20 protein-coding genes are annotated in these 21,987 nt (G+C 60.7%); 11 read left to right on the top strand and 9 right to left on the bottom strand.

Going from position 1 to position 21,987, the window contains the following annotated elements:
• Positions 1-95: 95 nt before the first annotated feature.
• From IWX89_RS16140 to lepB, 5 genes are all read right to left on the bottom strand, one after another.
• Positions 96-1,175, bottom strand: coding sequence for a hypothetical protein (locus IWX89_RS16140; protein WP_196904564.1), 1,080 nt, complete (start codon positions 1,173-1,175; stop codon positions 96-98).
• Positions 1,172-1,471 (bottom strand): helix-turn-helix transcriptional regulator, encoded by a 300-nt coding sequence (locus tag IWX89_RS16135; protein ID WP_231383411.1) that lies wholly within the window; start codon positions 1,469-1,471, stop codon positions 1,172-1,174. Before IWX89_RS16135 ends, IWX89_RS16140 begins: the two co-directional genes overlap by 4 nt.
• A gap of 134 nt (positions 1,472-1,605) precedes the next feature.
• Positions 1,606-2,349, bottom strand: a complete 744-nt coding sequence (locus tag IWX89_RS19140) for an alpha/beta hydrolase (protein ID WP_374220531.1) — start codon at positions 2,347-2,349, stop codon at positions 1,606-1,608.
• Positions 2,350-2,924: 575 nt separating this feature from the next.
• Entirely contained in the window at positions 2,925-3,521 is a 597-nt protein-coding gene (locus tag IWX89_RS16125) for a GNAT family N-acetyltransferase (protein ID WP_196904561.1), read from the bottom strand.
• 84 nt (positions 3,522-3,605) lie between these two features.
• Entirely contained in the window at positions 3,606-4,340 is a 735-nt protein-coding gene (lepB, locus tag IWX89_RS16120) for a signal peptidase I (protein WP_196904560.1), read from the bottom strand.
• 212 nt (positions 4,341-4,552) lie between these two features.
• Between lepB and IWX89_RS16115 the strand changes: the two genes are divergently transcribed.
• A complete protein-coding gene (locus tag IWX89_RS16115; protein ID WP_196904559.1) occupies positions 4,553-5,350 on the top strand; it encodes a LysM domain-containing protein in 798 nt (265 codons plus the stop codon).
• 93 nt (positions 5,351-5,443) lie between these two features.
• The gene (locus IWX89_RS16110; protein WP_196904558.1) at positions 5,444-5,809 is read left to right on the top strand and encodes a hypothetical protein; all 366 of its coding nucleotides are present in this window, start codon (positions 5,444-5,446) and stop codon (positions 5,807-5,809) included.
• A 287-nt stretch (positions 5,810-6,096) separates the two neighbouring features.
• On the opposite strand, the gene IWX89_RS16105 is transcribed toward IWX89_RS16110, so the two are convergent.
• The gene (locus tag IWX89_RS16105) at positions 6,097-6,903 is read right to left on the bottom strand and encodes a hypothetical protein (protein WP_196904557.1); all 807 of its coding nucleotides are present in this window, start codon (positions 6,901-6,903) and stop codon (positions 6,097-6,099) included.
• Between the two features lie 251 nt (positions 6,904-7,154).
• Positions 7,155-7,658 carry a GNAT family N-acetyltransferase gene (locus IWX89_RS16100; protein WP_196904556.1) on the bottom strand — a complete coding sequence of 168 codons (504 nt, stop codon included), beginning with the start codon at positions 7,656-7,658 and terminating at the stop codon, positions 7,155-7,157.
• A 300-nt stretch (positions 7,659-7,958) separates the two neighbouring features.
• Here IWX89_RS16100 and IWX89_RS16095 point away from each other — a divergent pair, with 300 nt between their 5' ends.
• The 3 genes from IWX89_RS16095 (at position 7,959) to IWX89_RS16085 (ending at position 11,237) form a co-directional block, all read left to right on the top strand.
• A complete protein-coding gene (locus tag IWX89_RS16095) occupies positions 7,959-8,801 on the top strand; it encodes a TIGR04255 family protein (protein ID WP_196904555.1) in 843 nt (280 codons plus the stop codon).
• Positions 8,802-9,378: 577 nt separating this feature from the next.
• Positions 9,379-10,341: a hypothetical protein gene (locus IWX89_RS16090; RefSeq protein WP_196904554.1), complete on the top strand. Its 963-nt coding sequence runs from the start codon at positions 9,379-9,381 to the stop codon at positions 10,339-10,341.
• A 266-nt stretch (positions 10,342-10,607) separates the two neighbouring features.
• Positions 10,608-11,237, top strand: a complete 630-nt coding sequence (locus IWX89_RS16085) for a recombinase family protein (RefSeq protein WP_196904553.1) — start codon at positions 10,608-10,610, stop codon at positions 11,235-11,237.
• An 86-nt stretch (positions 11,238-11,323) separates the two neighbouring features.
• On the opposite strand, the gene IWX89_RS16080 is transcribed toward IWX89_RS16085, so the two are convergent.
• The gene (locus IWX89_RS16080; RefSeq protein WP_196904552.1) at positions 11,324-13,915 is read right to left on the bottom strand and encodes a helicase C-terminal domain-containing protein; all 2,592 of its coding nucleotides are present in this window, start codon (positions 13,913-13,915) and stop codon (positions 11,324-11,326) included.
• A gap of 342 nt (positions 13,916-14,257) precedes the next feature.
• On the opposite strand from IWX89_RS16080, the gene IWX89_RS16075 reads away from it, so the two are divergent.
• Positions 14,258-14,827 (top strand): hypothetical protein, encoded by a 570-nt coding sequence (locus tag IWX89_RS16075; RefSeq protein WP_196904551.1) that lies wholly within the window; start codon positions 14,258-14,260, stop codon positions 14,825-14,827.
• 961 nt (positions 14,828-15,788) lie between these two features.
• Positions 15,789-18,560, top strand: a complete 2,772-nt coding sequence (locus IWX89_RS16070; protein WP_196904550.1) for a class I SAM-dependent DNA methyltransferase — start codon at positions 15,789-15,791, stop codon at positions 18,558-18,560.
• A gap of 282 nt (positions 18,561-18,842) precedes the next feature.
• On the opposite strand, the gene IWX89_RS16065 is transcribed toward IWX89_RS16070, so the two are convergent.
• A complete protein-coding gene (locus IWX89_RS16065; protein WP_196904549.1) occupies positions 18,843-19,544 on the bottom strand; it encodes an SOS response-associated peptidase in 702 nt (233 codons plus the stop codon).
• Between the two features lie 277 nt (positions 19,545-19,821).
• Here IWX89_RS16065 and IWX89_RS16060 point away from each other — a divergent pair, with 277 nt between their 5' ends.
• From IWX89_RS16060 to IWX89_RS16045, 4 genes are all read left to right on the top strand, one after another.
• Entirely contained in the window at positions 19,822-20,055 is a 234-nt protein-coding gene (locus IWX89_RS16060; RefSeq protein WP_196904548.1) for a hypothetical protein, read from the top strand.
• An 86-nt stretch (positions 20,056-20,141) separates the two neighbouring features.
• Positions 20,142-20,891: a Fic family protein gene (locus tag IWX89_RS16055; protein ID WP_196904547.1), complete on the top strand. Its 750-nt coding sequence runs from the start codon at positions 20,142-20,144 to the stop codon at positions 20,889-20,891.
• 6 nt (positions 20,892-20,897) lie between these two features.
• A complete protein-coding gene (locus IWX89_RS16050) occupies positions 20,898-21,476 on the top strand; it encodes a recombinase family protein (protein WP_196904546.1) in 579 nt (192 codons plus the stop codon).
• A complete protein-coding gene (locus IWX89_RS16045) occupies positions 21,473-21,985 on the top strand; it encodes a hypothetical protein (RefSeq protein WP_196904545.1) in 513 nt (170 codons plus the stop codon). Before IWX89_RS16050 ends, IWX89_RS16045 begins: the two co-directional genes overlap by 4 nt.
• Positions 21,986-21,987 lie beyond the last annotated feature (2 nt).

Genomic DNA, 21,987 nt, shown 5'->3' with positions numbered 1-21,987 from the left:
GACCACGCCGTCGGCGTTCTGGTGACATCTCCGCTATCCGGGTGCCCGATCGGGCGCCCGCAAGGGAAGGCTATGCGGGAAGATGGCTCCCAGCCTCAGCGAGGGCTGGCGGTCACCATCTCAGCCGTATAGCGATGAGGGGGCAGGCCGATGAGCAGGGCGGCCACCAGCGCCGTTTGGCCGGCTATGGCTATGGCCGGCCCGCTGATTGCTGCGTCGCCACCACTGGTCATGAAGGTGTCAGCGAGCGACATGCCCATGTTGAACCCTGCGAACCAATGTAATGAAGCCGTCGCCCCGACCAGGAGCAGGCCCACCACGATGATTCGGCGAGCGGTGAAAAACCACGCGACTCCTCGAATACCGCAGAGGATTGGAAGCGTCACGGCCATGGCTCCCCAGAAGATGGCCCACACCACTAAGAAGACGTTGAGCGGCGCCTCACCGGCGGCAGACATCGCCGAGTAGATTTCGTCCAGGCTGAGGCCTGGAACCTTTGCGAGAGGATTCCACACTGAGATGTGCAGAACGCCTGCCACCACAATCAGTAGGGCGAGCAGTGTGAAGGGAAGAGCCACCAAGACTCGGCTCCGCACTGAAAGTTGCTGGGAGCCCGCCGGTCTTCTCTTGCTGCTGAAGGCAACAATGATGGCTGCCAGGGACGCGGGGACCGCGAGAATGCCGAGGAAGGGCATCACCATCACCATGGCCATGAGCACGAGGATCACACCGACACCGATAGCAAGCGCGAGTCCCGTGCGTCTGCTGGCAGAGTCGAAAGCGACGACCAACGTCCCCAAGCACGCAAAGAGCCCAAGCGTTGCGAGGAAAAAAGCGAGGACCTGTATCCCCAGTCCTAGCGGAGCAATTTCGAGCATTTCGTAGCCGCCCCAGAGAAACAACCCGAAGCCCAAAACTGCGGCGCTTCCAAGCAACGCGGCAGCCCAACGCATCCGATTGGCTACGAGGTTCGCTCTAGTGATGCCGGTCACGCTGGGGTCCGTGCGGTCAATCGTGATCGCGGCCATAACCGCACCACCGACGATTGACCATTGCGATAGCTCCAGATCGCGGGCACCGACCAAGTCGGCCAGCCACTCTTCGCGATAACGCTGGCGCACGAGCCCGGGAAGCGTCCAGGCCACCACGGCTACTAACGAGTCTGCGATGCTCATGCCCGGGCCGCCGATGCTTGTGCTGTTAACCGAGCTTGTCGCTCCCGAACTCCGGCTACGACAGCGAGGGCAGAGGCTTCAGCCCCGTCCGAGAGCAAATACAGCCGACGGCGCGGTCCAGTGCGATTAGAGTCCTCATCCCACTGCGAAGTAGCCCACCCCAAGCGTTCAAGCCTCTCCAAGATCGGGTACACACTTCCCGCGGGCCGTCCTGTCACCTTCACGATTCTCAATCCCCAGACTGGCTCACCAGCATCCAAGAGCACCTCGAGTACATCTGCCGTGGCAGGGGTCATACGACCTAAAGGCTTCATGGCGCTAATCTATCTATATAGATTTGGAGGCGTCAAGGTTTATCTTCCCAAGGACTCCGCCAGGGCAATCCGACAACCCTGGACGGGCGGACCAGCTTGGCCTCTATCGCCGCAGGTCATGCCTGCCTCGTCCCTATTGGCCTGGCCCACTCGATGATCAGACGCAAACCAGCCGCAAAGCTCGGCTCTTGTGGACGGTTGAGGAAGGCGTGGGAGGTCCCGGGGAGCACGTGGTAATCCACTGCGATCCCCGCGGCTGAAAGTTCCTGGGCGAACTGATCGCCCGACGCGCGCATTGAGTCGCGATCAGCGTCGACCATGAGCGTTGGCGGGAAGTCTTGCAGGGGGTGGGCGCCAGGAAATGCGTAGGCTTCAGACAGCGCGGTTCGAGTGCCTGCGTAGTGGAGATTCGTCAGATTGAGAAGCGTCGGCGTGTGGACGAAGCGGCGCGGTCCGCGGAGGCGACCCCGCAATTGGACCGACCGTTTCGGAAGCGCCGCGTGGAACAGCCCGTAGGCGAAGAAGACGCCTGCGAGACCGTCAGCCCCATCGTCCGCTAGACGCAGCACTGCGCCGGCCGATAAACACGCACCGGCACTTGCACCGCCCAGAATCACCCCGTTGGGCGCCCCGCGCTGCACCTCCCGCACGACGGCAACGACATCGTCAACTGGTACCGGATAGTGGACGGCCGGGCTCCACCGAAAACCCCTCGAAGACCGACGGATTCTCGAGACGGTCGCGAGCCGATAGGCAACGGTGACGACTGGAAATCCCGCTGCGGCCAGCGCTCGAGCGACGTCATGCGACTCCGGCTGGTCGAGTCCTCCTTTGAAGAACCCGCCCCCGTGAATCCACACGATCGGCGCGGAACTGACAGGCGTGGTGCCAATGGGCGGTGAATACCATCGCACGGGTATAGGCCCGTGAGGGCCCTGGATCGTGCTTTCGATCGAGTCGCTAGCTTTCGAGATATGGTCGAGCGGCTTCGTTCTCACCGGACTTGCACCGTGTGCGCAACGACTGAGTTTTTACGCGAGCCCGACATCCGCTTGTCAGCAGCACGGTCAACTTTTTCGTCACGACGAGGGCAGAGGCTGGCCCCCACACCATTGGCCGAGCTGGCGGATGCCGCCGGCACGACGAAGAATCGAATCACGCCAGCGCCGGTCGGCGGTTCCTCAGGCTGCGGATGCTGACGGCGGCGAGTGCCAGCAAAGCGACAACCGGACCTACCAGCAACGCAAGACGTTTCCCCATTTGTGCAGAGTATCGCGAGGTTGATCGCATCTGCCGACTGGCCCCACCGCAACATGCAGGAATGATGCCCGCAAGCCGGACGGTCAGCGACGCATGTCGAGCGCGAAAGTCGCCATTCCAGGGTGGAGCTCGTCGAGTGTCACAAGGGAACGGTCTCCGGGCATTTGTCCTTGTTCTATTGCGGCATTGTGAGGCTGAGCCAGCGTTCTTCGATGGCATAGCCGAGATGTTCATTCATGCGGATGCTGCCGGCGTTGATTTGAGCACCACCAGTGCCGAAGATCCTGACGCCCTCGTCGGCTAAGGCCGTGATCGATGCGGCCTTCACAGCAACAGCGAGCCCCCTGCGGCGGTACGAACGGTGGACGGACGTGAACTCGGTTTCCGCGCGCGTGGCAGTCAGGCTAATTACGCTGACGGCCGCGAGTTGTTCGTCAGTGATGGCACCAAATAGGCGGTACCCGGATTTCCACAGTTCGAGCACGTCGGACTCGTCGCGGTGTGGCACGGATGTCGCTGGCGTATACGGGTAGTCGGCGTGGTTCAAGGCTTCCAGGGCCGTGACTCGGGGCGCCCAGCCGGGATCGAGTTCCTCGATCAGGAATCCTTGTTCCGTTGCCGCGACGACGGCCGCGCCCAACACCGATAGGTCGGGTGGATCGCTGAGGCGCAGGCGGGCGCCCCACGATTCGCCCACGACGACGTATCCCGCCTCGGTTAGCTGCTGCAGGCGTGGATCGTTGAATTGGACTACCTGTATATCCGCGGTCACGAGGACAGTTTGTCAGAGTGGCTGTTGGCGAACGGCTATCGGGCGTCACCCTCGGTCGTCCGACGAAACCCTGAGTCGTGGGCATCATCGGTCCTGGCCAGTCCCTCGGAATGTGTTCGGGTAGTTGTCGAGCCAGGACCAGTGACCGACGGGCCAAGTGATCACGAACGCCCGGCCGACGACATTTGCCATGGGCACGAAACCCTTGCTGGGCGTGGTGGTGTGGAGCCTGCTATCCGCCGAGTTGTCGCGGTTGTCGCCCTCGACCCATAGAGAATCTGCGGGGACTGTCACGGTGAAGTACTTCTCAGGAGAACGCGTCGCCCCGGAAGATTTGAGGTAGGGCTCGCTGAGAGGCGCATCGTTGACGGTGATGTGGCCAGTGGCGTCGCAGCAGGCGACTTTGTCGCCGGGCAGGCCGATGACGCGTTTTATGAGATGGTCGTTCGTTTCTTGCGCGCCCAGGCCCACCTCGGCGAAAAACCATCGGATGCCATCGGCTACAGGATTGGCCGCCTCGGCTGTGCCCTGTTCGGTTGCACTTAGCCATCCGCCGGGGTCCTTGAACACGACCACATCGCCACGAGCGATGGTGATGAGGTCGGGGACGAGTTCGTTGACCATGATCCGGTCATTGACTTGGAGGGTGTTTTCCATCGATCCCGAAGGGATATAGAAAGAGCGAATGAGGAATGTCTTGATCAGGAACGATATGAGCAGGGCAACAAAGAATATGACGAGAAGGTCTCGGAAGAAGCGCACGATTCCGCGCTTGCGGTTGCGATCACCCTGGGTACCCTTGTCCCGCCTCAGGCTCATAGAACGTCGTGATCTGTCAACTTTCCCCCTGCGCTGATGCTACTGGGTTCAGTGTCACCCCTCCGCACTCCCCAACTCTTTTGCGGAACCGCCAACGGGAAGGTTCGGTGCGTCCGGTAGCGACGTCGGTCGAGGCACCTCGTCCGTCGGGCCCGGGGCTGGACCGGCGATGCGGCCGACTGCCATACTGGGCTCGGCGGGGAGGGGACCTGATGCCACGACTGGCGACATCCGTTCTGGGGAGCATCGCTCTGGTGCTCGGACTGGTGGCTTGCTCGCCAACTGAGACTCCAGCGGTCGACACGGCCGTTCACACGGATGCGCCGGCCCCGCCCGACCGTGCGGCCGACGTTGTCATCCCCGACGGTGTCATCGGCACGGCCGAGCTCACGTCGGCCTCGGGAGACAACACCATCTCCGGAACCGTCGTCGTCACGGCGGGTGGGGGCGGGTTCGACGTCGCACTGAAGGACTTCCACTCGGACGTCCCCGGAGGCTTCCAACTGTTCTTCAGCCCCTGGTCGGAGACCACGACCTGCCTGGCCGACATGCACAGCTTCTCGTTCGGCAACCTCTCCACGGACGCCGATCAGCCTGGGCTGACCATGGGCCCCAGGGACTTGTCCCGGGGCGACCCCAGCTACTACCTGACCGCCGTCATCACGGAGACCGACCCGACCACGACCGATCCTGACGGCTGCGTGCTCACTCCCCGGGCGGTCGGCACGATCACCTGGGACGTGCCGGACACCCGCCCCGGGCTGCTCGCCGTCGATACCGGCACCCGGTTCGGCGCCGGCGGTGCCACCGCTTCAGCCGATGGTGCCCCGCTCTCCTACCGTGCGGTCGCCGGCGACACGCTCAACGACATCGCCGACCGCTTCAGCATCACGGACGACGACCTCGGCTTCCTCAACCCGCTCACCAGCCGCCAGCTCCAGGCCGGCGACGAGCTGAACCTCCAGGTGGCGCTGCGCGGCGGCGCCTCGGTACCGCCGTCCTCGGGCTGAACGCCGTTCCAGGGACTGAACTGCCGCTGTCGCCCCCTATGGGGAATGACCGTTGAAACTTGTCCCTGTTCAAGCCATGGTTGACTGATCCCCATGGGGAAGCAGTGGAGCGGGGGCACCTGGCTGGCTATGGCTTTCGCGCTTCTAGGCCTGTCGCTGGTGTCGACATACTTTGCATTTATTTCCGGGTTCATTTTTGACCCTGATGATCATCCCAGCTCGTATTACGCTGCCCAGATTCCCAGCCGTCTGGGGGTGATGGTTGCGTCTGTTCTTATTCCGGCGTTTTCTGCGTGGGCATCCGTAATGTCTGTTCTTGCCACACCTCGCAAGACGCTAAGGATTGCGATCTCGGTGATTGCGCTGCTTCTCGCGCTGTCAGCTATCTGGTTGTGCTGGGTGCTTGGGATCGAGGCGATCCAACAGGCCATCGCCTTCGCCGACCATGTACCTTTCTAGGCGGATCGACGGTGGATCTGGTGAGGTTGAAATGACTCAATGACGCGCCATCTTTCCCGCCGAGCCTGACCACGGTTCTTTGCATCGTCCCCAAGTTGCTCCGTTGAAGCCACTGGCAGGAGTAGCTAGAGACGGCCGCGCGCGCGGCTGCACAGGCCCGGAGCATCGATGCTGTCCCTGACCTGGCGAACATCGAGATGCCGCCCGATTGACGGACGTCCACGGCAGCAGATTCGGCGCGAATTCTTCGAAGTTCCGAAGTGTCGGTGGAGTGGCGTTAGGGAACGTTATTCGCCCGCGAAGATCACGATCTCTTGGTTCGCTTTGTCGTAGACGAACTGCAGGGCGGTCGGTCCCGGGAACGCCGATCGCAGTTCGTCGGGAAGGCCCTCGTCGTCCGCCATCAACTGGGTCATCGCCGGAAACGGTCCCGCAGCACAACCGCCTCTGATCTGCCCCGAGAACGAATTTGAGTCGGAGTTCTCGCCGTCCGCCGCCAAGAAGACGTTCAGGCACTCGCCCTTTCCGCCGCTACTGAACCAGCCGCCGTCCGCGACGACCGCACGGAGCCCGTAGAAGTCATGGAAGGCCTGCACAGCATCGCCCTCAGCTGCGATGTTCTGGAACTTGCCGGGGACCTGATAGCTCGGATCGATTGACAGTCGGGCGACCTGGTCGGCTCCGGTCTGGAGGGGATCGGGCTGGACCCGCTCGACAAGAATGAGGGCGGCCGCGATGACGCTCACGATGACGGCGAGACCGAGCGCGATCAAAACGGTCGAGCGGCGGACACGGGCGAGCCAGCCCCCAACGGCAAGAGCGAGACGAGCAAGACGTCTTAGAGATTCGTGAGTCGGGCGGTCCTGCTCATCAGCAACGAGATGGGACTCTTCTTCGCTGCCGGACACGTCGGTCGGATCGATGGTAGGCGCAGGGGGCATAACCGCATCGAGAAGTTTCGGCGCCAGTTGCCGTCTCGAGTCCTCGAGTTCCCGAAGCCGTACTTGTGCTGGAAAGTCGTGACGGATGTCGGCATTAGGACCGTAGGCCCGTGCTTGCAGGCCCCGCAGTTCATCGTCCTGAGTCGCCCCCATACTGAAGATCCTCTCATCAACCACTCCGACGCGTAGACCGCCCCCGGGATACCGACTAGCCCGTCCCGTAAGCCGGACGGTGACCGGGCATTCCCCCACCGTTCCCGCTTTCGTGGAGTTCTGCAATCTCGGGTGACGCGTTTGCCCCGCCCGACATTAAGCCCGATGACCGGGCGTCATACGCACGAGGTTGAGCACGACAATGGATGTCTCGCAACCCATGGGATATGAAACAAGTGGGCTATGAGACTTCAGAGAAGGCGTGTCATTTGAATTCGCGGCCCGTGCGTCGGCAGACCTAGTTCCTTTTCGGTGGCCACGAGTTCGTGCTGAAAGTGGGACTCTGGCTCCGACTGAGCGAAACCGCATGTCGCGTAAAAGGGCGCGTTCCACGGAACGCCGGCGAAGGTTCTCAACGTAACCTGCGGATAACCGCGCCGTCGCACCTCGTCTGCGGCGGCGTGGACGAGCTGTCGGCCATATCCAAGCCGTCCGAATTCGGGCAGCACGGCGATCTGTTCTAGGTGCGCAGACTCATCAGCCTCAGTGACCTGAGCAAAACCGATGGTCCGGCCACCGTCTTCTTCAACGGCGAGCAGAGTGAACCCCGGCGTTTGGGCGCGTTCCTCTGCGGAAGTCGAGGCTGGCCAATTGGTTGCCTGAAGAAAATCAATCAGGAGCTCGTCGGCGCGGTTCTCGATTGCTTCGGTCGTTTGAAAGTCTTGATCCTCAGCCATTCGAATTTGGATACCCATGCCGCGAGCCTAACGACGCGTCTCGGGCAACGTTTGAAAGGGTTGGGTTGCCGCATGTTCCGTTACGAGGGGATGATGCCTTGATCACCAGGTGGCGGGCCCAACACTACGAGTGCTCGAGCTCCGGGGGTCCACCGCCTCGTATCCCATGGGTTACGGCACGCTTAGGTTACGAGACAAGGATGCACGGTGACCAACCCGCATCGCGCGCCTAGTCGAACGACGCGAGCCGATCCTATGTTTGCATGAGCCCGGACGGAGTCGAGCGGCATGTCACAGGTGTGAAGTAGAGTGTGAAGCATGACCGATCGAGAGCGCTACCGCCCGTTCACAGGTGATTCCGAAACCCGTGTCCGGCTGCAGACCGCCCCGCTGGAGCTCGTCCTTTTCCAGCTGAGGTGGCCCGAGCTCGCTTACCTCCAAAGCGAGAATCTCACGCCCATCGCGCAAGCGTTCGGCGTGACACTGTCTGAATATCCCCTCTACTCCTCGACACCAGAGATGACCTTTTCCGTTGGTCCCACAGGCGTGCAGCAGCATGAAGTGGGCACAGTGCATCAATGGAGTTCCATTGACCGAAAGCGGCACGTAAGTCTGGGAAGAACATTTCTTTCCATATATACGCAGGACTACCCGGGTTGGCCTGACTTCGCTGAGCACCTTCGGGTCGTATTGGATCTCCTCCAGGCGAACGTCGACATCCGCTACGTCGAACGCGTGGGAGTCCGGTACCTAAATAGGATCGCGGACCCCGAGCTCATGGGGAGGCTCGGAGAGCTTGTCACCCCTCAGGTGCTCGGGTATCAGTCGCTCCCGACGCCGGCCTCAGCCGACGTGGTGTTGCTTCAGAACCTCAACCAAGCGCAATTCTCCGTCGGCGGTGGGATATTGCAGGTTCGCTCCGGCGTCATGGCGCCTGGCACGACGTTAGATCCCTCGGTAGCACCCGTCCCTGGCCCATCATGGATCCTCGACATTGACGCCATGATCGAAGTCAATGCAGCATTCGACCTCGAAGGGGTCCTCGCGCAAGCGGGCCGAATGTCCGATGCCGCTTACGACTTTTTCAAGTTCATCATCAAGACGGGGTTTATCGACGAATTCGGAACGAGGACACCTCATGCAGACAGCAACCCAGCCTGATTCCCTGACACGTCTCACCCAGAAGCGCCCAAACCTTCAAACAGCTCTGGTCCTCACCACGACGGTCGGACTTGCATTTGTGCCGATATTCGGCATCGGATCCGAAACTAACGCAACCATGTTGCACAGGGCGCTCGAGCCGATGTTTCAGAGTTCCTTCACAAGCGACGGTACCGCAACGCCCATCGCATTCCCCTCTTGGAGCCCGGCCGCCCGTGCCTCCACACTGCCGTCGTTCAGCCCCCTGGAATCCAAGAGTGCCGAGAATTCTGTTGCTCAACTTCGAGACACGTCGGGACTTACAGCCGATCAGCTAGGCCGTCTATTTGGCGTGTCGAGACGCTCAATCCAGAACTGGATCGCAGGCGGCGCGATGGCGTCACAGCACCAAGAACGGCTGTCATTCCTCTTGACTGCTGTCGCAGAGCTAGGGGATTCCCCTGAGAACCGGAGGGCATCGCTTCTCAGCTCGTCGAATGGAATGAGCCTGTTTCACCGGCTCGTAGGACAGACACCCAGTGATGCCGTAATTCAAGCGAGCTCCCTGACGGTACGCGACCGGCTGGGCGCCTAAGGCATGCTCGCGGGCGAGGCGATTGTTTCCGTGGATCAGTTGCGACAAGGAGATGTCGTTGCGCTCGAATGGCTGCCCGTCTTGGCGGACGGCACTCCTGATCGTCGCGCGACCCCGCACGGCGTCGTTATTTTGAGCCAAACCTGTGACGTCGTTCAGGACAGTAAGCAATTGTGCTTGGTCGCGCCGGTTGTCCCCGCCGACGCTGCGATGCTCTCAGCCGCGCGCAAGGGACAACTACCCTTGCGGCTTTACCTACCTCCAGCAGGTTCCATCCCTGCCCAGCTCGCCGACGTAGAGCAAATGGCCTCCGTTCCGAAGTCGATGCTGCGGGATCGCTTACTCATTTCACGTCGAACAACGATGGAGCAAAGCGAAGTTGCGCGGAATCTCGCTGATCGAATCGGACGCGTATTTACCCGTTTCCCCTTCCCGGACGAGGTGTACCCAACCTTCCAGAAACTCCGCAAAAAAGCGCAATCAGCCGTGGGAGGAGCCGGAGCATTCGGATCAGTCCTCGACCACGTCGAAGAACTCCGTGTCGGGGCCGACCAGTGGACCCAAAAAGGACGGCGTCTCACATTGCACGTGATCATCCCGAGTAGACACCTCATCAACGCGGAGGACGCCGACCCTGGATGGGACTGGGCGGCCGCGAACGTCCACGGGCGCCGCAGAAACGAGAGACGCGAGAGCCTCACCTTAGATCGGATTTCGGAACTACTCGCCGCCAACCTCGCAGCATGGGGCACCAACCCGGAATCCGTTGACATGACGACCGTCCTCCGACTTTGGGAAGACTGGTGCGCGCAGCTGCAGTCATCTGTCCTCAGTCCTGTCGGCAATGCCGTATCGACGTTCAAAGCCAATCTCGTAAGCGACACCGATTTCTCCTACGCGGCATGGAGAGCATCCGAAAGTCTGGACCTCGAAGTACTTTCTGATTCGCGGTCCTCGTTCGCATAAGGCGGTTCGGAAATTGCCCACCCGTTTCTTGAGGCTGCGGGAATAGGGCGTGTGTTTGCACGTACGGTGTCGATGCGCGATGGGAGGGCTCAACTGCAACCATTTTGTCTCATATCTCTAGGGATATAAGACGTCTCATGCCCCAGCTTCGTCGCCTCTCAAGATTGGCAGAATCTCGCGACGCGGCGAGTCTCATAACAACGTCGCATAACCTCCTGCTTGAATTGCGGCACTCACCGTTAGTTATGAGACACACCAGGAGCAGAGTGACGAAGCTGATCGGCTACGCACGCGTATCGACGCGCCAGCAATCCACCGACCGGCAACAGGTCGACATCCTTGCCGCCGGCGTCCGCCGCGACGATCTCTACGTTGACCACGGCACCTCCGGCGCTCGAGCATCACGCCCGGACTTCGACCGTGCCCTCGACGCCCTCGAGGTCGGCGACACTCTCGTCATCACTACCTTGGACCGGCTGGGCCGGTCGACGCAGAACATGCTCGCCTTCGCCGAGGAGCTCCGCGGCCGCGGCGCTGGCCTCCGGGTGCTGAACCTGGGCGGCGGCGACGTCGACACAGCGACACCGATGGGGTCCATGCTGTTCACGATCATGGCGGCGCTCGGGCAGATGGAACATGAAATCAAGCGAGAGCGCGTTGTCGACTCGATCGCCAAACGCCGCGCGGCCGGCAAGGATCTGGGCGGTCGCCCGCGGATCATCACGGACAGCCAAATCCGCAACGCTCGCCGACTCATAGACGGCGGGGAGACAGCGGCGCAGGTCGCGCTCGACCTCGGGATGTCCCGAGCTACCTTCTACCGCCGAACGCGCGCCCTCGGATTTCTCCCAGATCAATCTGACAGCAAGTCCCTGACAAGCGACGACGCCGAATAGCGAGCACAGAACACCGCCAAAGACCACCAACAGTCACACCTTCGGCCCAGCTAAATGAATCTATGCTACGCGCGATCGGCGGTGTTTCAACTTTTGCCGATCGCCACCGTCGTTAGCCTGTCAAGAATGTCCTCTGGGCACAGACGAGCGCTTCGTAGTGCGGCTGCGATCCCGTCCCGACGGTCGTCAGAGACTTTAATGTTGCGGAGGGTCTGGAGAACGACCCATAGTCGCTCGGCTTCGGTCGCGAGGTCGACCATCACTGTTGGGGTAACTCTCCATGCATTGCCATCCGCCACTACCATTGCTTCTCTCTTCACGGTTGTTCGCGGGGAGATCATCACCGCTGCGTTGCGCGCGGGAATGGCAGCCGTCCTGTCGTCGGCTACAAGCTTCAGATGACCGTTTACCTGACGGACGTCGTCGATTCCGATCGTCCCGGCTGGTTTGTGCTCGCTCTTCGCCTCAAGCGTGATCCAGAGCTCGTTATCCCAGCACCACGCGGCATCTGTGCGTCCATCGCCTGAGGGTTTGAACGCCTCAGCACCTAGCAGCATGCCAAGCGAGGTGAGCGCCGGCTCATACGCTCTGTGGTCGATCTGCGAAAGCCCCTCAAACATGTCGACGAATGTCTGCTGGAGCTTGGCAGCGCTGCCGACTTCGTCGATGACTGTACTGAGACGCTGCACCGAGCTGGCGAGCGGCGCGCTCACAGCGGCAGATTCACGTCCGTCGAAGGGCAGGAATGCGTTCATCCAGGTCGCGGGTGTAGCCGCACGCACGGCCTGGTCCGCGAGAGCATCTGCAGCCTTTGCCATTGCGGGATCTCCAGCCGCTCGACTGGCCTTGTCCATGAGGACAGCTGAGCGGAAGAGTAATGTCGCCTGATATCCGCGCGCTTCCGGGTAGGAATTGAGCTCGGTCGCTGCTTCATGGGTCTTCGTGCTGGCTGAATGCCAGTCTCCATGCCACATCCTCTCGAGCGCTTCGACCTCGTGCTTGGCGGCGTTAGCAAGGCCGGGGGCGGCGGGCGCCACCTTGTATTCAACCTCGCTGCTGATCTCCGTGATTTCTGGTTCGGCGTTGGTGCGCCATTCCTTGCCCTGCGTCATGAACGCTGTGACGTTGTCACGAATGTTCTTGACCGACGCTTCAGATTGTTCGAGTCCAAAAAGCACCTCCGCCTGCAAGCCGGGGTTGAGTGTTTCGCGAACTTCAGCTCGAGAGAGATAGGTGGTCGTGTCCGCGTCCGCGATGATGACGAGCGCCCAATCTCGCGGACCGCGTGTGCATCGGCCGATTCCCTGCACCACCCGGCTGCGAACTCTCTCCTCTGACACAGCCGACGAGCGGGCGCGCGTTGCATAGAACTGCTCCTGAAGGTTGGTTACGCCGGGAAACCCGACGAGAGCCACAGAACGGCAAGCGTGTCCCGGAAGATCGATGCCGTCGTATCGGTTTGCTAGGAGAACGACAGCCTGGTCCGCTGCGGCGAAATCGTCGAATGATTGTTCGACGTCTCCCTTTCTGAAAACCTCCCAACCGCGCGGAATGAGGGTCTTTTCCGCAACGCGAGTTGCCGCGTCACTAGGAGTGATGATGATCGATTTCCCGACTGTAGCGATCAGTTCTTTCGTGAGCGTGTCCGAGTCGATGTCGGGAACGAGGTGCGGGAAGACCAAGAACCGACGTCCAGATTTGGGAGTGGGTGCTTCCGGCGGCAGTGACAAGCGCTTGATGAATGGCCGACCAAACGCTCGCTCCAACTCGCCAGCCGCACCAAGGGTCGCTGAGAGGTACACCCGTTGGTTTGCGTTCGCGAAAAGGTGATTCTCGAATGTTGGCGGCGTCGTGGGGCGGACCTCGACCTTTGACCATGACAGGTAGAGAGTGCACGCAGATAGGTGTTCGCTGATAGACGCGTATGCGTACTTCTGGCTGCGGGCGACCTTGTCAGTGGGCGGACGGTCACCGAAGAGACTGAGCGATCGCCCTATCGGTGCGAGCAGATCGTCACGCTGGGCGAGAAAGAGCGCATCGACCAACTGCCTCGTTCCGGCACCAGGACTATTCATGATGAGCTGGTTGTACCTCTCGCCACTCAGCATCGGTGCGACTGCCTCTAGGATCGCACTGTGGATATCCGGGTGGGATGACCGGGAGACTTCGACCGTGTAGGCCTTTGACACGTACTGTTCGCCAGCATGCGAGTCGTCAAAAACGATGACATCGGCCTCGATCAACTTCGGCGATACATTGAAGATCGAGCTATAAGCGACTACTGCAGTTGCCCTGCCGCGCTCGTAGTCTGCTTTGGCTGTTGAATCCCATTCCGTGAATGGTCCCGATAGATCGACCACCGCGATGCCCTCCTTCGCTGCGGCGGCCACAACCTGCTTCACAAGCTGCACTGTGGGGCAAGCGAAAATCGCACGCCCGAGTCCTTGCCGTCGCCTCCAATCTGCGATCAACAGGCCAGTGAGGGTTTTGCCGGTGCCTGTTGGTAGTTCAATCGCGAGATCTTTAGTATTTAGGCGCTTGGGCGCATATTCGCGCAATAGATCCGTCTGTTGCGACCACAGCGAGTCTGCATTGGCGCCAGTCCGAGGCAGTAAGGGAAACAGCTTTTCCGGTGTTTCGGCCGTTAGTTCCGGTGCGGTTCGCTTCTTGAACGCCATTACTTTGTCCCCCCGACAGTGCAGAGCAGCCGCCCTCCGTTCAGATCCTATCCGTCTCGGCGCCGGCGCTGAAGCCGCCCATCTTGCGCTCGTGGCCATCCGCTTTCCAGCGGATACATAGACAATTTCGCGGGCCAGAAGAATGTGAAACAGAATAAGACGAGCAAGTGAAAAGGGCCTCTTCGTGAACTGTTCAAGGGAAAGCGAGGGTGGTGGCCTGGTCGCTTCTGCCCCCTAACGTCAGCTCGCGGACACGACGCTTGAAGCCCGGTAGCCTCTTGCTATGAGTGAACATTGCGGTGGAAGCGGCTACGTACGGGGCGTTGTCCCTTTCCACCGCCAATGAAGTTCCTGGATCGCCTGGCTGCCCGGAGATGGGAGTCCATGCGAACGCAACGCATCGTTGCCCTCCAAGTCGAACTCGACGTACATGGTGAACGGTCGGCCGAACGTACGAGAACGATCGAGACCAAGGCTGCATACACAACGACGGCAGCAGCCGTTGTTGTTGCCGCCAGTCTCTCTCTCCTCAGCCCAGCGCACAAAGACCTTCTGGCAGTTGCGCCACTCATACTTTCCATTGCCACAATCGTCATTGCAACGAGGGCAATCCGCCCCCTCTCCCTCGGCGTAGTTTCAGCTCGACAGCTCCTCAACAAGTACGTCGATGCAGACATGCATCTCGCGGATTTGCAAGACAACCTTCTTGAAATCAGGGCACATGAAATCGAACAGCGCGACGCGCTGAATGTGAAACGAGCCAGGGCCATGGTCTTGGGCTTCAGACTCCTCACAGGCAGCGTGGTGGCTTTACTACTTGCTTCAATCGTCAGCGGAGTTCTCCCAACAGAAACGGATCCATATGTCCAAACCCGAGTCCCCCAGCCAACAGAAACCACCCGAGCGCCCTGAGGTTCAAGACGTTTTCACGACTCTGACACATTCCGACAGCGGCCATTCCAAGAAGTCAGATGATGAGTAAACCGGTTCCCGAGCCTCGACCACGACCGGATGTCGAAGAGGTCTTTAAGCGCATCCAAGAAGGCGAGAAGCCACCACCTCGGCCTCCCAAGAAATCACAGTGAGTTGCCTCCAAACGGGCATACATGGTGACCTCTCGTTTGACAATCGTCCGGCGGAGATGACTTGACCAAGGAGAGCGGCTGAGTATTTGAGGCTTTGAGCACCACCTGATCGCGCGGTTCAGCACCACCGATCGTGCGAGAGAGCACCAGTGATGATGTCGCTCAGCACCAGTGGCGTTCCCCATCACGCGCTGGCAATAACGGTGTGTTCCCGTATGTGATGAGAATTTGAGCCACCTGCCGGGGAGCTGGCTGCCCGCTGGCGGCCATCGCCTGGCGGCCATCGCCTGGCGGCCATAGACGGGCTCCGCAGTGGCAGCCTGTGGGCCGTTCCTCATGCCTGCTGACACACGGTGAAAAAAGCCTACTTAGGTGGTGCTCAACCACGCCGGGCGACTTACCGAGCGACGGTGCTCACCCGCACCACAAGCGGTGTCCACAGAAGCGAATATTCACGGCTACGGGTCAAGACCGTTGAAAGGCTCCACCACTGGTCAGAGACGTGACCAAGTCTTCACCCGCCCGACCCGGATCCAAGTCTTGTGTCAGGTTGAACCCAAGGAGCTGTCAAGAAGCAGCGTCGACCAAATCGAACACGACCGTAGCTAGGCGAAATTTACCGCCTGATCACTCGTCAGGCTGCGGTGTAGTTCAAATGGACGCTGCCGCCGCGAGGCAGTCCTACTCGTGCACGAGCCGGTAGCCTCGGTCTGGGCGTGTCCAAGCGCTTGAATTCTGGCTTGCACCGAACCCGAAGGTGGCTTCAATTGCCCGCACCAACATTGTCCATGAAAGAGATTCGTGCGCGCGCGGCACTGTTCGCTGCTGAGTGGGCGGGCTCCACTTACGAAATCGGGGACACCCAGTCGTTTTGGAACGACTTTCTTGCGATCTTCGGGATCGACCGTCGACGTGTGGCTTTCTTCGAGAAACGAGCCGCTCGCCTGTCCACCGGAAACCGCGGGCGAATCGACATGTTTTGGCCAGGCATGCTCCTCGTCGAGCAGAAGAGCGCAGGCCTCGACCTCGACAAAGCTGAGGACCAGGCGTTCGACTACCTTGCCGGACTCAGCGCGGAGGAGTTCCCCAACGCAGTAGTGGTCTCAGACTTCGCCCATATCCGACTGACACGTTTCGACAAGGGGGGTCGCGCAGAAACTCAACTCATCGAGACTAAAAATCTTGAGAAGGAGATCGACCGTTTTGCCTTCTTGGCCGGATATGTCAAGCGTGACTACACCCGCGCGGAAGAGGAAATCGTTAATGGCAAGGCCGTGAAGCTGATGGGCCAGCTCTACACGGAGATATCTGGCGACCATTTCAGCGATCATGAGACCTCCGTCTTCATGACTCGAACTCTCTTCCTCCTTTTCGGAGATGACACCGGGCTCTGGCCACGAGGGCTATTTCAGGACCTGCTTGAGCACAGCCGTGAGGACGGCGACAGCCTTGGCGGGACCCTCGACACCCTTTTCACAACATTGAACCGGCCCGAGAAGATGCGTTCTCCGCGCCTATCGGAGGATATCCAACCGTTCCCGTACGTCAACGGTGGTCTTTTCTCAGAGCACATAGAGATCCCACCGTTCGACGCGAGCATGCGACAGGCACTTATCGCCTGCTCACAATTTGACTGGGGTGCAATCAGTCCTGCCGTCTTCGGCTCCATGTTCCAAGTGGTCAAATCTCGTCTCGAGCGCCGCGCTCTGGGTGAGCACTACACCTCCGAAACGAACATTCTCAAGACCATTAATCCCTTATTCATGGACGGGCTCCGTGCGCAATTTGTTCGCGCGCACGGCAATGTGGACAAGCTAAGGACGCTGCAGAAGCAACTGGGGACAATGACATTCCTCGACCCTGCGTGCGGTTGCGGTAATTTTCTGGTCGTCGCGTACCGCGATATGCGGGCCCTGGAGCTGGACATTCTCCTGGCCATCCGCGATGTCACTAACAATGAGGTCCTCGCCGACTACGAAGCGGCCGATGATCTGCAGGTTAGCCAAAGCCAATTCTTCGGCATCGAAATCGAGGAGTGGCCGGCGAAGATCGCCGAGACCGCGATGTTCCTCGTCGACCACCAAGCCAATCTTCGTCTCTCCCAAGAATTTGGACGAGCCCCAGACCGGCTCCCGATCTCAGAAGCGGCGACTATCCGCATCGACAATGCCCTGAGAATCGACTGGGCAGAATTAGTACCCGCCACAGACAACACGATCGTCCTCGGTAACCCCCCGTTTGTCGGCATGGCCCGCATGGACGGACAGCAGCAGGAAGACAATCGCATTGCTTTCATGGATCTTCCCGAAGCGCGCGGACAGCGGAGCGGGCGCCTCGACTACGTTGGTGCTTGGTATGGGAAGGCGCTTGCCTACACTCGCGGAACCTCAGCTCGGACTGCTTTCGTGTCCACGAACTCGATCGCCCAGGGCGACCAAGCGCGCGCCATGGACCCAATGCTCCGCGCCGCTGGCTATGCCGTAGATTTCGGTCACCGTACCTTCCGTTGGACCTCAGAAGCCGCCAACGCGGCCGTTGTCTACTGCACCATCATCGGGTTCTCCCGTATCGGCACGGTCAAGCAGAAACGGCTCTTCGATTACCCGGATATAAACGGCCAGCCAATTGAGGTGCACCCAAAGGCGCTCGACTTCTACCTCATCGACTCCGATCAACCGGCGCCCGCGAAGAGAAGGCGACCTTTGGTCGCAGGACTCCCGGCGATGATCAAAGGCAGCCAACCAACAGACGGGGGCGGACTCATTGTCGAGCCCGAGGACTACGACGCAGTCATGGCCGACCCAATTGCCGCTAAATATATTCGCCCATTCCTGCAAGCACAGAACATGCTTCACGGTGACGCTCGCTGGTGTCTCTGGCTCACCGACGTAACACCGTCGGATATTGCTAGCTCCCCTGAGTTGCAGCGCCGCCTTGCCCTTGTTACCGCGGCTCGGGCACAAAGTCCCACGCCCTCGGTCGTTACTGCCGCTGGGACTCCTGCTCTCTTCACACAAATTCGCCAGCCCACAACCTCATGGCTTGCAGTTCCGTTCCACAGTAGCGAGAACCGGGACTACATTCCGATGGCCTACTATGACGCGACAAGCATCGCAGGCAATGGGGTTGGCCATATCGAAGGGGCGCCTTTGTGGATCTTCGCATTCCTGCAATCAAAAGCATTCACCATGTGGGTGCGCACCTTTTCTGGCGCTCTTAAGGGCGACTTCCGCATATCACCAGACCTGACGTATTCCGTCTTCCCACTCGTCAAGCCCTCGGGAACCGCTCTCACAAAAATGGAGGCAGCTGCTAGGGCGGTATTGGACGCGCGCGCACTATTCCCTGCAGAGTCACTAGCCACCCTCTACGGAAAGCTCTCAATGCCGGTAGTCCTCCGACGGGCACACGATCACCTAGACACATTGGTTGATGGGGTTTACGGCATGACAAAGCCCACTGATGCCCGTCGCGCTCAGATACTTTTGGCTAAACACCACGAACTCGTCGATGCCGAGCTTCTCGTGACGAGTGCACCCGTCGCGCGTAGAACCTTGTGACCGAAAATTGACTATTTGCACCCACCGCTCACTGTGCAGATTTGCATGCGTACCGTGGGCTGCTGCCCGAAGTCGTTGCTTGGCTACAGCGCCGCGACAGGGCGAGGAAATATCACCCGCGTTCGACGGCGGATGCCCAGACCCAGCTGCGGTGTGCTCATCTGTGTTCCCACGCGACGTAGACGGCTTTCCTCATCCAGGCGTGCGCACGGCCATGGATGTGTGTGGATAGTGCTGGGTACCCCTCCGAGCTACTTCAATCGGCTGCGCTGAATGCGGGGTCTACCCCTTCGTGGCCGCAGGCTCGATCAGGGACGGGTCCTCGCGATTGAGCGTGCGGACATTGTTGACGGTGCGAGCGACCGGGTATGCCGTCACGGTCTTCGCGACCGCCACGGAGCTGCGGTCAAGCATGGAGAGTACTTCCTCCGTGTCCGTGATCTTCTCGGGCCGCAACCACTGGTCCCACACGTCCGGGGTCAAGAACACGGGCATACGGTCGTGGATCTGCCCGGACGCGTCCCGGGCCGGCCGGGTGATGATCGTGAACGTGATCTTCCACACGTCTCCCTCCTGGCGGGCCGCGTAGAGACCCGCTGCGGCCAGGAGGTCGTTGTCGCTGTGGAGGAAGTAGGGCTGCTTGCCGTCGTCCATCTGCTGCCACTCGAAGTAGCCGGCCATGGGCACCAGACACCGTTGGCTGGTAAACGCGCTGCGGAACATGCCGTTACTGGCCACCGATTCCAGGCGTGCATTAATCGGCGCCGGGCCACCGGACTTGGCCCAACCTGGCTTCAATCCCCACGACGCCAAGCCCACGTCTCGCTGCACTGTTTCGTCGTGGATCCACTCGCGAACGATCGGCGCCCGGTCCGTGGGGGCAACACTGTATGAGGGCTGCCACTCGACGGCGTCGTCGCCGGTGGCGTCGAAGACGCTCAGCAGCTCATCTGTCGTGCTGGGGACCACGAATCTGCCGCACATGATGGTGACGCTACCTCTCCCACGGCCTCGTCAGCAATGGGATCCCCGGCCTCCTCTGGGCGGCATCGAGAAGGAAACGTCAAACGTGTCGGACGAATCTGCACGCCGGGCAGCACCAGCAATGATCGTCAACGGTGCCCTCAATTGCCATGGGCATCGAGCATCGTTCGCAGTTCGGAACCCCTGGGGGCGTTGCCGTATTCCATAATTGCCAAAAGCTAATCATAACGTTTATGAGCACTTCTGATAGAATGGAGTAACAACGAAGGGGTTTTTTGTGGCTGGTGGATACGATGTTCGGGCGCTGTACCCGGAGCTCTTTGAGGGTGTGGATCCGGACACCGCGATGCGGGTTGTGAGCAACTTCGGAAGCGATGCGCACGAGGGACGCGAGGCGTCACGGCGCGACGTCGAGCTAGCGCTCCTCCTGGCGATGGAGAAGATTTCGCGCGAGCAGTTCAGGGCTCTTGCCCGAGCCGAGATTCGACCTGGACGAACTGACACGCCCTGATGCCGTCCGGGGAACAATTCGATACGTCCTACCCGGATTTTCTGTCGACGCTGTATCCGCTCGGGGAGACAGGCGGAGTTCATGTGATGCGAAACACCGAGGGAATCCGCGACCGGGTTGAGTTGCAGCGGTTCGAAGATTTTCTCGTCGATGACGCGCGAGATGCTATCCAACGCGGGGCCATTCCGATCGAGCGGTCGTTTGACTTGGCGCACGCCCGGCAGCTACATACGGCGATGTTTTCGGAGTTGTACCCGAACTGGGCGGGCGTGGTCCGGCCGCACGGGATGGTCAAGGGCGATCATGCTTTCGCCGCACCGAATCAGATTCAGCAGTACTGGCGAAACGCCGCCGAGGCGATCCGTAATGCGGATCTGCCCGGCATGCCGAGGGAGGAGTTCGTGTCCATGGTTGCGTTCGTCTACGCGAACATCAACCAGGCTCATTTTAGCCGGGAGGGGAACGGACGTACCGGCAAGCTCTTCCTTGACCAGGTGGCCGAGCAGTCAGCTTTCACGCTGAACTACTCCCGTGTCGACCGGGGGCTGTGGAATGAGCAGTCGAAGCGGTCCCAGCCGGCAACGGGGTATCTCGCGGTGCGTCCCGCGGAGCTGGTGGCTGTGTTCGACCAGATCGCCGTCGACCGAGCACAGCCGGCGCCGGTCCAGACGATTCCTCTCGCGCCGGAGCTGCAGCGGATCATCGACGTGCACAAACGCAATCTCCCGACGAGTGCCACGACGATTGGACGGCCGGCACAGGGGCGCACCGCCGAGGCGCGAGGATACCGGGCGCCGGACCAAGGGCTAGGCACCGAGACGGATTACGGGAGGTAGCGGGTCGTGAGGGTTGTTGGCTATGCCCGCGTTTCCATGCAGGATCCGAACCTGGATTCGCAGACCGACGCGCTCCGAGCGGCGGGGGCCGAGTTCATCTATTCGGACAGGCTGACGGGCAAGAATGCCGCCCGACCGGGCCTGGCCGACTGTATGGAGTTTCTGTGCCGTGGTGACACGTTGCTGGTCCGTAGCGCCGACCGGTTGGGCCGGTCGATGGCCGACGTCGTGTCGATCGCTTCCGAGTTGGGGACGCGGGGTGTGGAGTTCAAATCGCTTACCGAGCCGTTCGACACCACCGCGGCGGGCGGCGAGTTGTTCTTTGATATTTGTACCGCTTTCGCGCAGATGAATGGCCGCATCATTTCTGACCGCACCCGCGCTGGCCTCGCTTCCGCGAGGGCCCGCGGCCGGCTCGGCGGGCGGCCTGCCGTGATGACCCCGGAGCGCATCGAGATCGCCCGACGCATGCGCGCCGAGAAGGCGACCTGGGCGGCCATCGCCCAGGCGTTGCAGGTTGGCATGTCGAGCGTGCGCCGCGCCCTCGCTGACGCTGACCAGCACGATTTGAAGGAGACAATATGACCGACGCTGCCGCCAGTGACGACGATGGTCTTGACGCCATCGCTGCAGGGATGCTCGCGGATGACTTTCGCGCAAGTGAGGAGCAGCGCAAATTCGACCGCATGCTTGATGACCACATCGACGGCGTGACTTACGTCGAGCGTGATGGTGCGACGTACACCGAGGATGGTCGGCTCTACGAGGAGATGGATCACACTGGGATACCAGGAGCCGGCGCTGAGTTTCTTGCGGAGCTGCGTGCGAAGGCCATTTACGCGGGAGAGCGGCCGCCTGCCTCGCTTGCCGAGGTTCACTCAGAAATGGCGCGACCTGAGGTTGATCCATCTACGGACGATCACGGCTCTCCTGCACTCGATCCCGAGCTGCAGCGCATTGTCGATGTGAACAAGCGCAATTACCTCACCCCTGCGGCCTGGAGCCGCGTGCGTGGGAAGCACGCGGCACCCGAGGGCCGTGAATACAGGGCGTCGACTCCAGAACAGAGCCGGGGCCTAGACCTAGGTCGGTGAGC

The organism is Cryobacterium sp. MP_M3 (assembly GCF_015752155.1).
Lineage (GTDB): Bacteria > Actinomycetota > Actinomycetes > Actinomycetales > Microbacteriaceae > Cryobacterium.
The sequence above is the reverse complement of the archived record's forward strand: the minus strand, read 5'-3'. Positions and strand labels throughout refer to the sequence as shown.

Bases quoted from the DNA above. Each gene is read 5' to 3' on its own strand.
- IWX89_RS16140 (WP_196904564.1), bottom strand. From the start codon at position 1,175: ATGAGCATCGCAGACTCGTTAGTAGCCGTGGTGGCCTGGACGCTTCCC.
- IWX89_RS16135 (WP_231383411.1), bottom strand. From the start codon at position 1,471: ATGACCCCTGCCACGGCAGATGTACTCGAGGTGCTCTTGGATGCTGGT.
- lepB (WP_196904560.1), bottom strand. From the start codon at position 4,340: ATGAGCCTGAGGCGGGACAAGGGTACCCAGGGTGATCGCAACCGCAAG.
- IWX89_RS16115 (WP_196904559.1), top strand. From the start codon at position 4,553: ATGCCACGACTGGCGACATCCGTTCTGGGGAGCATCGCTCTGGTGCTC.
- IWX89_RS16110 (WP_196904558.1), top strand. From the start codon at position 5,444: ATGGGGAAGCAGTGGAGCGGGGGCACCTGGCTGGCTATGGCTTTCGCG.
- IWX89_RS16105 (WP_196904557.1), bottom strand. From the start codon at position 6,903: ATGGGGGCGACTCAGGACGATGAACTGCGGGGCCTGCAAGCACGGGCC.
- IWX89_RS16100 (WP_196904556.1), bottom strand. From the start codon at position 7,658: ATGGGTATCCAAATTCGAATGGCTGAGGATCAAGACTTTCAAACGACC.
- IWX89_RS16095 (WP_196904555.1), top strand. From the start codon at position 7,959: ATGACCGATCGAGAGCGCTACCGCCCGTTCACAGGTGATTCCGAAACC.
- IWX89_RS16090 (WP_196904554.1), top strand. From the start codon at position 9,379: ATGCTCGCGGGCGAGGCGATTGTTTCCGTGGATCAGTTGCGACAAGGA.
- IWX89_RS16080 (WP_196904552.1), bottom strand. From the start codon at position 13,915: ATGGCGTTCAAGAAGCGAACCGCACCGGAACTAACGGCCGAAACACCG.
- IWX89_RS16075 (WP_196904551.1), top strand. From the start codon at position 14,258: ATGAAGTTCCTGGATCGCCTGGCTGCCCGGAGATGGGAGTCCATGCGA.
- IWX89_RS16070 (WP_196904550.1), top strand. From the start codon at position 15,789: ATGAAAGAGATTCGTGCGCGCGCGGCACTGTTCGCTGCTGAGTGGGCG.
- IWX89_RS16065 (WP_196904549.1), bottom strand. From the start codon at position 19,544: ATGTGCGGCAGATTCGTGGTCCCCAGCACGACAGATGAGCTGCTGAGC.
- IWX89_RS16055 (WP_196904547.1), top strand. From the start codon at position 20,142: ATGCGAAACACCGAGGGAATCCGCGACCGGGTTGAGTTGCAGCGGTTC.
- IWX89_RS16045 (WP_196904545.1), top strand. From the start codon at position 21,473: ATGACCGACGCTGCCGCCAGTGACGACGATGGTCTTGACGCCATCGCT.